Annotated in this window: 8 protein-coding genes and 1 pseudogene; 1 reads left to right on the forward strand and 8 read right to left on the reverse strand. The window is 40.1% G+C overall.

From position 1 onward, the window contains the following. Window positions 1–147 precede the first annotated feature (147 nt). Complete coding sequence (locus tag M3610_RS27015) at window positions 148–405, forward strand: HPr family phosphocarrier protein (RefSeq protein ID WP_251463559.1); 258 nt, start codon at window positions 148–150, stop codon at window positions 403–405. Window positions 406–468: 63 nt separating this feature from the next. Here the strand turns inward: M3610_RS27015 and M3610_RS27020 are convergent, their stop codons facing one another. The 8 genes and pseudogenes from M3610_RS27020 to M3610_RS27055 form a co-directional block, all read right to left on the reverse strand. Beyond that, complete coding sequence (locus tag M3610_RS27020; RefSeq protein WP_251463560.1) at window positions 469–1,164, reverse strand: YoaK family protein; 696 nt, start codon at window positions 1,162–1,164, stop codon at window positions 469–471. A 447-nt stretch (window positions 1,165–1,611) separates the two neighbouring features. Beyond that, window positions 1,612–1,782: a hypothetical protein gene (locus tag M3610_RS27025; RefSeq protein ID WP_251463561.1), complete on the reverse strand. Its 171-nt coding sequence runs from the start codon at window positions 1,780–1,782 to the stop codon at window positions 1,612–1,614. Window positions 1,783–1,957: 175 nt separating this feature from the next. Beyond that, window positions 1,958–2,944, reverse strand: a complete 987-nt coding sequence (locus tag M3610_RS27030; protein ID WP_251463562.1) for a Gfo/Idh/MocA family protein — start codon at window positions 2,942–2,944, stop codon at window positions 1,958–1,960. Between the two features lie 13 nt (window positions 2,945–2,957). Next, window positions 2,958–3,050: pseudogene (locus M3610_RS28565) on the reverse strand (SEC-C metal-binding domain-containing protein); the annotation flags it as partial. A 1,225-nt stretch (window positions 3,051–4,275) separates the two neighbouring features. Then, a complete protein-coding gene (locus M3610_RS27040) occupies window positions 4,276–6,399 on the reverse strand; it encodes a glycoside hydrolase family 3 protein (protein ID WP_251463564.1) in 2,124 nt (707 codons plus the stop codon). A 188-nt stretch (window positions 6,400–6,587) separates the two neighbouring features. Next, on the reverse strand, window positions 6,588–7,787 hold the full coding sequence (locus M3610_RS28400) for a helix-turn-helix transcriptional regulator (RefSeq protein ID WP_251463565.1): 1,200 nt from the start codon (window positions 7,785–7,787) through the stop codon (window positions 6,588–6,590). 27 nt (window positions 7,788–7,814) lie between these two features. Continuing rightward, window positions 7,815–8,870: an LLM class flavin-dependent oxidoreductase gene (locus tag M3610_RS27050; protein WP_251463566.1), complete on the reverse strand. Its 1,056-nt coding sequence runs from the start codon at window positions 8,868–8,870 to the stop codon at window positions 7,815–7,817. A 184-nt stretch (window positions 8,871–9,054) separates the two neighbouring features. Beyond that, window positions 9,055–10,590: an NCS1 family nucleobase:cation symporter-1 gene (locus M3610_RS27055; RefSeq protein WP_251463567.1), complete on the reverse strand. Its 1,536-nt coding sequence runs from the start codon at window positions 10,588–10,590 to the stop codon at window positions 9,055–9,057. Window positions 10,591–11,172 lie beyond the last annotated feature (582 nt).

Below are 11,172 nucleotides of genomic sequence, written 5' to 3' on the forward strand. Positions count from 1 at the left end.
TTAGGTGTTCGGTGTGGTAACCTCACTTTTAACCTAATTTCACGGGGGTGGCAAGTTTTTTGCATTTAAATCCCTTTAAATCAAGGATTATTAACTTTTTTAATATAAAAGTTTTGACAATACGAAAGAGCACTTGGGGGGGAAATCATGATACAACAAACAGTGACAATCAACAGAAATGCAGGTTTATATGCTCAGCCGGTCAATCAATTAGTTCAACATGCTTCTCGATTTAATGCGGATATCTTTCTGACGTATAAAGGACGAAAGGTGAATGTAAAATCGGTCCTCGGCTTGTTATCGTTAGCGATTCCTAAACAGGCAGAGATTATTTTGGAAGTTTCAGGGGACGATGAAATTGAAGCCCTTAGAGAGGTCATTTATAAGTTGGAAATGCTAGAATAGAAATATATGAATAGAAAAAAACGGAGGCTGGACCCGATTTGGGTTCCAACCTCTTCTTACAATCTATTTAAAGGTTAATGATTTGCTAACATATCCCCGGTCACGATGGTACAAAATAAGTGCAATCACTAAGATACCCGAGGCGATCCAGATTGATGTGTTCCCTATGAAGGTGGTGGAAAATGTCCCGGTTAATGCACCTAATAAAAATGAAAGAATAATTGCAAAGAATTCTTTGAATTGTTTTTTTGCTTCTTCATTATGTTCTTTTAAAGCCAAATAGGCTGCTTGTGTGGCTGTCCGAAGATTTCCTGTTGTCATCGTTGAATTATAAGCCCACTTGTCTAGTTTATTGAAAGTGGAAATTTGTAAAGACGAGACAAACGCTATACATACAGTTACCACGATATTCGGTACACTGCTTGGTAATAGACCTACAATAATTAAAACCAAGCATTCCAAGATAAGAATTGACCTTCTATAGCTGTGCAGGACATGTCTTATCCGGGGAATCTTAGCAATTTCTGAGACCAAAACACCTAAAATAAAAGCCAGAATGGGCGGGATATAAAGCAGCGCTCCTTGCCATTCCCTGTTTGCAGCTTTAACTGCAAGGAGTACCATATTTCCTGTTTGGGCATTAGCAAAAACACCGTCCCTGCTGATAAAAGTGTAGGCATCTAAAAAACCTCCAACCACCGCTAGCAACATGCCTAAATAAAATGAGTTGGACGATAACGAAGGGATTTTATCTTTCATTGGTCGTATGTTCTCCTTGTTCTGATTTATTGCTTGAATAGTATCTCCTAAATCCTGATTTTCTTAAAATATCATGAATTTTACCGAAAAAGTTACCTTATTTTTGACAATAAAAGAAAATTATTTAAAAACACGAGAAATTGAGTTTAAATTTATATGATTTTCCAATTCTATAGTTATAGGATTGGATGGTTTTAGATGTACTGGGCGAATATTTGCATTTTATGAGCGAATTCTAGCATCTATTGAGCGAATTCTACCCTTCAATGAGCGAATAGCGAAATCTCTCTCAAAGAATCCTAGTTCTATCAGCGAATTTCCACGTCCAATCAGCGAATTCGATATTTAGTGAAATCCCCAAAAATAGTTCTGCAATTGCATCTTCAAAATCCACAGCAGCCGTCCCATCTTCAGGTTAAAAATCAATAAAAAAACGCCTAAAGGCGCTTAATAATTGCACTTTGGACAAGGTTGAAAGCGGTCTTTACCATGTCCGCATTGTCTGCACTTGTCTGAGTATTTTTTCCCATTTTTACATTTCCATTGTTCATACGTGATGCCATGTGAATCTTTATCGTTTAAGTACTTGATATAATCATACCCATAAGGATAGATCATCAACATCACCTCCAGTGCTCACTACCAATGTATGCGCTTACATACATGAAAAACACTGGAAAAATAAATAAAAGTACCCGTGTCATTTTTCATATGTACAAAAATACAGCATGGTTAAAACCATACTGCATCTTCAATGAGTCTATATCCTTTTCAACAATAGTTCATTACTAGTTTAGTAATAATTCCTCACCATTTCTCCCATGACCCAGTTCGTTCTCGCACCTGAAACCCCTGTACTTGGGCACTGGGAACCACCAGTTGTTAAGTCTGCAACAATTGTTTCAACAAGTGGTTGATGAACGTGCTGTGGCCGTTCGAAACTCCACTGTTCTGTTCCGCCAGCTGTCGTCAAAACGATGGGCTCGTTTCCGAAGGTGGAAAAGCTGATTTTCCCTTCGCTCCCCACGATTTCATTCAAATCGACATCTTCAAAAGCCGTGAAACACCAATTTCCTACGCCATGGATCCCAGATTCAAACTTATATGTACCCGTTACAATATCCTCCGCCGAATAATACCCAGCTTGATTGGAAGCTAATCCTTGAACGGACGTAATCGGTCCAAGCAGAAAATCTAAAAGATCAAGCGTATGGCTGGCTAAATCAAAAAAAAGTCCCCCACCGGCCAATTCGGGTTGTACCCTCCAAGGAAGATGTTGCGGATCCAACACGTCTTCAGAAGCCTTTTGGTATTGGGTAGACGATACAAAACGGACCTCTCCAATCGCACCGTCTTCCAATAACTCTTTAATTTTTAAAAACCGCTCTTGTGCCCTGCGATAGTACGCCACATATAAGGGCACACCAGCTTCCTCACAAGCCGCAATCATTTCTTGGCATTCAGCATAATTGCGAGCCATTGGCTTTTCTACATAAACAAGTTTCCCTGCCTTTGCTGCCTTGATGGTATATTCTTTATGTGGTCCTGGCGGTGTGGCAATATAGATTGCATTGACCTCAGGATCGTTAATGAGTTCATCGGCATTATCGTACCATTTGGGGACACCATGCCGTTTTGCATAATCCTCGGCAAGTTCCCCTGATCTCCTCATAACCGCTACCAATTCTGAATGATTGATTTTTTGGAAAGCTGGGCCGCTTTTCACTTCCGTTACGTCACCGCATCCAATAATTCCCCAACGAACCTTATCCAACTTCATCCTGCATCTCTCCTTATTTGCCACAGCACTTTTTATATTTTTTACCGCTCCCACATAGGCATGGATCATTTCTGCCAACTTTATTTTCCTTTTGAATCGGACTACTTTGGGGATTGCCACCCCGATTGCTAGCATTTCTGAAATCAATTTCTCTTCCAAGTGCGGCAAGTTTCCAATCCAATAATTCCGGGTGTGACTCGCCTAAAATGGAATAATACCCATAAACTGTCTGTTCAATATCAACTAGGCCAGAGAAGTATTCATTTTTCATATGATTACTTATTACAGGTAATGCTTCTCGAGATAGCTGATGACAGAGGGCTTCAATCAGCATATCTTGTTCATCTAGTTCATCTGTCCCCCGATAAGCTTTTATTAAAGCCTGTACTGCCCGGTCAGATTTAATATTTTCAACAACGGAACTTGCATAAATAATCGAATCGGAATTTTTTAAATATGGTTCTACCGCCTGTACAACATCATCCGATTGAAAACCAATTAATGCGGCTGAAACCTCTTCTAACAAGGTATCATCATCACGGTCCAACAAACTAGCTAGGAGGGGGATATACTTTTCTAGTTTCAGTATTCCAATCATATATACAGCCAAGATACCATGAAATGAAAACCATTTTTCGTTTAATTCCTCTTGCAGAATTTCCTCGATAACCTCTTCTGTGATCCAGCCATTTTGAACGATACAAGCAGCAAGTTTTTTCGCTTCAATAAATTGTGAATGTTCATACGTTTTGGCTTTGTCGAGAGCATTGATTTTTTGTGCAAATTCTTCCCAAACTTCTTCCTCTCCCCCTTTTACGATCAGTTCAGCTAAAGACCAATGCTCTTCATTAAGATACTTTTGCAGCGGTTCTTTATATTTAAGGCTAAGCATGGGTTCGATCCGTTCTAATAAATTCACTGCCAAGTGGATTTGGGTCTTATCCATCTTTGGGATATTCTCTAACAGAAGCTTGACACCCTCTTCATTGATCTTCATGTTATCAATGTAAATTAGTATCGACGATTGCTTGTCCTCGTTCGTAAACGCTTCCTTCAATAATCTTAACGTCCATTCTTCAGGAACGTTTGGATAATCGTGTAAGGCATGAAGCACTATTTCTTGAATTAAGATATCCTGGCTAATTACATGTGGTTCTATTTTTTCTAAAAAAGTCATCGTATCCGTCCTTTAACCATCTTTATTCTCCTTAGTATTATAATTGATTTTAGCAGCATCACCAAAAGAAAACCTTAATGGAGCAATCTAAATACAAAAACTCGCCGCGAATCTTTTTGGGCGAGTTTCTGATTTATGAATGTTTTACTTTATATTAAAATGTTAATCCGTGACCAAGCTTATAAATATTACCATCACGATCTTTATAAGCGTACCGGAGACCTTCCGGCATATACTTATCCTTGTCATAGCCCGGTACATCATTTCTTGACACACAATTACCTTCTTCATCAACCGCAATGACGGCTTCACTCGCCGGCAATGTTAACGGTAAAACACCTACTGGGCGGCTATTACCTGCCATAATTTCATACTGTGCCTTAAAGTAGGTATCGTAACCCGCGATTAGAACATCTGCTAAAGGCTCAACGTTTCCAAGGATCCATGGCAAAATGACATTCACACTCATAATCACTTTTCCGCCGCGGATATGGATACTGTCTGCCACTTCCTTAAGATGGGCCATTCCACTTAAGGTGGTTTCCTGATAGGTAGTACCATCTAATGCCGTTTCTGTCTTATCTTCGCAGATTTCAAGTTCTAACAATCCTGGGGTTGCATTGAAATATGCTCCAGATTTGGGACTTAAGAAGAGAATAGCAATGTCAGCTTCTTCGTAGTTATCCGTCAAGATAAATTGACCAAGCTCCTGACATTCCTGTCTTGCATTTTCCGTATAAGCTGCAGCCCGCTCTGGTTCTTTGTGGAAAACTTCCACATAAACTTTCTTAGTACCAAGCATATCAGCTGTTAAAGGTAAGGTCTGGTTGGTATTTTTTAGTACGGTTACTGATTTTTTATGAGCCTCATATGCGGCTTCCCAGCTAGCAGGATTACTAACTACTGAAGCAGCATTCTCTGGAGAAACATAGGTACGATCATCGAATAGTCCTAACGCAAACATCTCTGTAAGAAGTCTTACATTCGCTTCATTAATCCGCTCTTCACTAATCCAGCCATTTTCGATTGCTGTCTTAAGGTTTTCAATATCGTTCGTATCAGAAATAAGATCGGTGCCCGCATTAACCGCTTTAGCAAAACGTTCCGCCTCGCTTAAGGTTTCAACGCCCCAGCTCATTTTACTTGTGACTCCGCTGTCACTATTGATATAGCCTTTGAAGCCTAATTTTTCTCTAAGGATTGAATTTAAGAAATAATCATTAAAGGTAAAACCAACCTCTTCGAATGGAATGCTTTCACCTTCGAATTCTTGTACTGCACTTTTCTTGATGCTAGGGATCGAATAATATGGCATCATCGATGAAGTCCCATGCTCTACTGCTGCTCTAAACGGAGGCATATGATACTTTTCTAAGCTTCCAGGTGTTGGGTATAGGTTCCATTTCCCCTCTTCATAATGTGGGTCAAATCCATTTTCCCTTGGTCCACCACCAGGAAAATGCTTAGTAGTCATTGCGATACTATGGTTTCCAATGGCCTTCCCCTGAAAGCCGTCAACTATGCGGCCGATGGCATCCGAGATAAATTCCGGGTCTTCCCCGAAGGTACCATAGATCCGCTGCCATCTCGGGTCCGTAACAGTATCCGCCATGTACATATATCCTTTTCTTAACCCAACAGCATCCCACTCATCATGGGCGATTTCGGCAAATTGGCTAAAAAGGGAGGCATCGCCGCCATTTTTTATATCGCCTTTAGCTGCAGCTGCAAGTCCTAACGTTCCTGGCCAAGTAGAAAAAATCCCAGCTGCATCATTCATCCCAAAAATGAATTCTGTGTTTTCGTTTCTGGAATTCGATGCAATTAAGCAAGGAATCCCAAGACGTGTTCCCTCACAAACTTCATTCATGGTATTGACCCACTCGGCCATTTGTGCCGGGCTCCAGTTATCTCTGAGAATAAAGTGGCGCAGATGCATGTTCTCAATCGTATGCGTTGTGCCATATACTTTCGCCAAAGCAAAAATAGTTTCGCCTTTTTCAACAATACCTTCATCTAACACGCCATCATGACTTGTTTTACTCTTATCTTTTTGAGTAAGTCCCATTTGACGCGTATTTATAAGCATCATTCCGACCTTTTCATCGATATTCATTAATGAGACTAGATTCTCCGCACGTTCTTTCGGACTCAAACGCCAATCCTTATATGGTTCTAGTTTCCCGCTATTATTTAAATCTTTAAATTTTAATCCATCCACTTCAATGATGTTCTTGACTCTTACTTCTAAAATCGGCTGTTTATGGTTTTCTTTCATTTTAATGCCTCCTAAACTTGTAAGCACTAGTAATAGTAAGTACAACTTCATCTTAGCAATTTCAGGCCATATTCACACACACTATTGATATTTTTTATATAATATTGTGCTTTTAATGATATTTTTTAATTCGCCATTTCACCTAAAATAAAAAAGGACATGAATTTATCATGCCCCACCTTTTCTTTCTATTTGCAATCTCTATACTCCGTAGCGGTCATACCTTTTACTTTTTTAAATACTTTACAAAAGTAATTATAGCTGCTAAAGCCGACTTGAATACCAATATCTGTAATAGATAACCGCCCTTGTTCAATAAGAAATATTGCCTCTTTGATCCGCTTATTATGGATATAATCAATCACACTAATCTTCAATTCTTCTTTAAATTTCCTGGCAAGATAGGATCGATTAAAACCGATTTCATCTGCAATAGATTGTACATTGATCGATTCTTTAAAGTAGACATTTATATACATTAACGCTTTTTTGACAACAGTACTATATCCTTTAACTGCAAAATTTTTAACCGCATCACAATATTCTTCCACCATACTGAAATTTATTGCATCTAAATCGGACATCGTCACAGCAGCCTCAATTTTAAATGCAAATTTTTCCGATATAGCATGTAAATATTGAGGTTCGACCCCTCCTTTAGCTACAGCCAGCCGATTCATTGTATTACTTGAAAAGCTAAGATTTTTTTTCGCCCGTAAAGGATTCCCTGGAACTCTATAGGAAAAGTCACCTGTAAAATCAATCAATGCTTTCAGTGCAGAATCTTTATCCCCAATTTCGATAAAATGTAAAAATTTCTTTTCAGCGGCATATCTGAGCTTCACCTCCATACCATCTTGATCATAATCCAGAGGCTGTACCTCCGGTTGATTATGCTCATTATGATTTAGAGCCGTAACAAATTGGGAGTCAACTCGCGGATTCGTTAATAGATTCACTAATAGATCACCAATTGCTAAGTAGGATTGTCCCAAATATGGCAATGATTTATAAAACTTCTCAAGGGGTTTACCCCAATTATTTTCAAGCCGATTTTCTCTGATAACACTCCAGATAAAATGGTCAGTGATCTTTTCTAACATGAAAGGTCCGACGATAACCATTCCATGAAATTGTTCATCCATGTGCAGGGCCGCTGCCAAATACGAAAGTTGGAAAGAATCTGTATGAAAACAAAAACTATTTTTATTGGCTGCTTCTAATGCATTTTTAAGATCCAAATAGATTTTCTTGCGTGCCTCCACAAATAGGAGGGGGTCACTATCATCAGATATATGTAAAATGGTTTGAAATTGATGATCAATGGCTTGTACATCTATTTGAAAAACATTCTTAATTAGCCAGCATTTACTTTGAAGTTCATCCACTTTAATCACCTTTCAGATTCATTGGATTCACAGATCGTTTTCAGCTTCCCATCTCCCTATTTCATTTCTAACGATAGGAGCAACTTCTTTTCCTAATAGTTCGATGGCTTTCATTACATCATTATGGGGCATGGAACCAACAGGACAGTGAAGCATAAACCGTGTGATTCCAACATTCTTCCGTAAATGGATGATTTTCTCGGCTACTGTTTTCGAATCCCCTACGTACAATGCTCCTTCCAAACTGCGAGCCGCATCAAAGCTAGAACGGTCATACATCCCCCATCCGCGCTCGCGTCCTAATTTATTCATAACCTGCTGGGTAGAAGGGAAAAACTTCTCAGCTGCTATTTCGCTCGTTTCCTCAATGAAACCGTGCGAGTGCGAGGCAACCGATAGTTTAGACACATCATGACCAGCGTGAACGGCTGCTTTCTTATAAAGTCTTACAAGTGGCTCAAATTGCAGCGGGCGCCCGCCGATAATGGCTAGAACGAGTGGCAACCCCAGCAGACCTGCACGAATTACGGAATCACGACTGCCTCCACTTCCAATCCAAACAGGCAAAGGATCTTGAACCGGCCTAGGGTACACACCGAGATTTTGGATAGCTGGTCGATGGCCGCCATCCCAGGTCACTTTCTCCGACTCTCGTATTTTTAATAATAGCTCTAGTTTCTGGTCGAATAATTCATCATAGTCTTTTAAATCATAGCCAAACAGCGGAAACGACTCAATAAAAGAGCCCCTGCCTGCCATGATCTCGGCCCGGCCATTTGAAATCGCATCAAGTGTTGCAAAATCCTGAAAAACTCGAACCGGATCCGCGGAAGACAGAACCGTTACCGCACTGGTTAATCGGATTCGATTGGTTTGTGAAGCGGCAGCAGCTAACACAACGGCAGGAGAAGAGGCCGCAAAATCCTCGCGATGATGCTCACCGACACCAAAAACATCGAGTCCAACCAGATCTGCAAGGACAATTTCCTCCACCACTTCACGGATCCGTTGCGCATGACTAATCACCTTCCCAGTTTTCACATCTGGCGTGGTCTCGACAAACGTGCTTACACCTATTTCCATAAAGAATCCCCTCCAATTAAGCTAAGGCCGCTAATAGCCTGAGTATATTTAAATGTAATTTAAGAAATACCAAGCGTAATTATCCTACATTTCCCGATATATTTCAAAATAATCGGATTTTTAATACTAGGAAGTAAAACAAAAATGAGTGTCAGGCACCCAAAGGTGCCTGACACTCATTTTTTTAATAAAAGAATTCTGTTTCATTATGTGCAACTGAATCTGCTTTATTACCCGGAGTTGACGATTTGAATGCCGTAATCTTTTCATATTCTCCTGGTTTTAGAACACTTTGATCCCCTCTCATTAAGTAGGTGTAAGCGATAATCGAGATAAATAATCCGAATGTCCAGGCATTTTCCCACAAAAAGCGAAGACCTGGGATGAGAAGTCCAAGTACAGGAACAGCGACACCAATTATCAGGGCGTAAACACCGTTTTTATTAAAACCGGATGTATAACTATAGCGGCCGTTTACATCATATAGTTCGTTAAGGGCCATTTGCCGCTTGCGAACAAGCCAGTAATCCGCAATGGCAATTCCATCAATCGGACCCAGTAAAGCACCGTACGTTCCCAACCAGCCAAAAATATAGTTTCCAAAGTTCTCCATGATATACCAAGGCTGCATTAAGATTGCAAAGATTCCAGTGATTATTGCCCCTATGCCAAAGGTAATTCGTCTTGGATTTAGATTTTCAATGGCACGGGCCGGTGCAACAATGTTTGCCCCGACATTAATCGTTAAGGACGCAATGACAATGATTAATGTTCCCAAAAAGATAACGAATGGCGGGAATTTTGCAAGCAATTGAACGGGATCCCAGAGTGCAGTCCCGAAAATAACTACGGTCGCAGATGTGACTGCAATTCCAATAAAGGAGAAGATACTCATGGTAAGTGGAAGAGAGAAACTTTGAGCCAACATTTGTGATTTTTGACTTTTCGCATAGCGGCAAAAGTCAGGAATATTCAAGGCAAGGGTTGCCCAAAAGGCAATGACGCCGGTTAATGCAGGGAAAAATACTTTTAAAAATGCCCCTGTGGTCGTGAACTTTGATGGCGTGTCCAGGATTGGCCCCCAGCCTCCTGCATTCGTATATGCCCAGATAAAAAGAATAATAGCAGAGATACCTACAATCGGTGTAGCAATTAAGCCAAGGACTTTCATCGCTTGAGGTCCTTTATAAGCAACAACTACATTTAATCCCCAAAACAAAGCAAATACAATCGCCGTATGTCCTGGGATGTTTCTCCAAGCAGCAAATGATGCCGATAAAAGTGTGTCAATCGCACCTGTACCAATCCAGGTGTTAATCCCAAACCACCCAGCAGCAACAATCGCTCTAGCTAAAGCCGGGATATGGGCACCTTTTGAGCCAAACCATAAACGAGCAAATACCGGATAGGGAATGCCAAACTTTGTACCAGCATGGGAATTTAATAAAATAGGGATAAGAACAATGACATTTCCAAGAAAAATTGTTCCAATTGCCTGCCACCAATTCATTCCTAACGAAATCAAGCCACTAGCCATCGTATAAGCAGGAATACACAAGCACATACCAATCCATAAGGTAGCAAAGTTCACCCCTTTCCATGAATGTTCCTTCATAGTTGTTGGGCGCAGGTCATCATTCCACATTTCACTGTTACTTAAACCATTAGCTGCTTCAGGCGTCAGGGTAACAATACCATTTTGTTCAATTTGCGTTTTCAACAAATTTCCCCCTTATTGGTTATTTAACATGCTTTTCTAGTGAAACAATGATGCGTAAATTCAATTGAACGAATATTTAAAAAATTAACAGCGGATTTTACCATCTCTCCATAACATCCCCCCTCTATCCTTCAACTCCTGCCAGCAGGGTCCTATTTGCCGTCCCTATGGTTGAGGCAAAGCAAAAGGTTAAAAACCTACTTCTCTACCTTATATTATATATCTCTAATTCTTCCTGTCATTGGACAAATAGTAGTATGATTTAGGTTAATTTTTTTATGTTATGTAAAGTGTGAATCAAGGATTAGATATTTCTTCCTGAATAGATTCCATATAGTGGATTATAATCAGAAGGACAGGACCTGTCCTCCATGGTGTAAGAAATCCTTACATTATTTCTTTAAAATAGGCTATTAAACTTGTCTGTTGATTTCCGCTCCAGGCACTTCGCTTTCCGCGGGCGTGCCGGGGAGCCTCCTGATATGAACGAAACTGTCAAGGCTCCCTACTTAAACTCGGTTTTGGTTTATTTTTGACCAACTCTAAGAAGAGAAGCTATTTTCGCTTCTTCGCTTACTTGGT

This window comes from Neobacillus sp. MER 74, from assembly GCF_023714155.1.

What these genes read in the sequence shown, in the direction of transcription:
- M3610_RS27015 (WP_251463559.1), top strand. Translation starts at nt 148, where the DNA reads ATGATACAACAAACAGTGACAATCAACAGAAATGCAGGTTTATATGCT.
- M3610_RS27020 (WP_251463560.1), bottom strand. Translation starts at nt 1,164, where the DNA reads ATGAAAGATAAAATCCCTTCGTTATCGTCCAACTCATTTTATTTAGGC.
- M3610_RS27025 (WP_251463561.1), bottom strand. Translation starts at nt 1,782, where the DNA reads ATGATCTATCCTTATGGGTATGATTATATCAAGTACTTAAACGATAAA.
- M3610_RS27030 (WP_251463562.1), bottom strand. Translation starts at nt 2,944, where the DNA reads ATGAAGTTGGATAAGGTTCGTTGGGGAATTATTGGATGCGGTGACGTA.
- M3610_RS27040 (WP_251463564.1), bottom strand. Translation starts at nt 6,399, where the DNA reads ATGAAAGAAAACCATAAACAGCCGATTTTAGAAGTAAGAGTCAAGAAC.
- M3610_RS27050 (WP_251463566.1), bottom strand. Translation starts at nt 8,870, where the DNA reads ATGGAAATAGGTGTAAGCACGTTTGTCGAGACCACGCCAGATGTGAAA.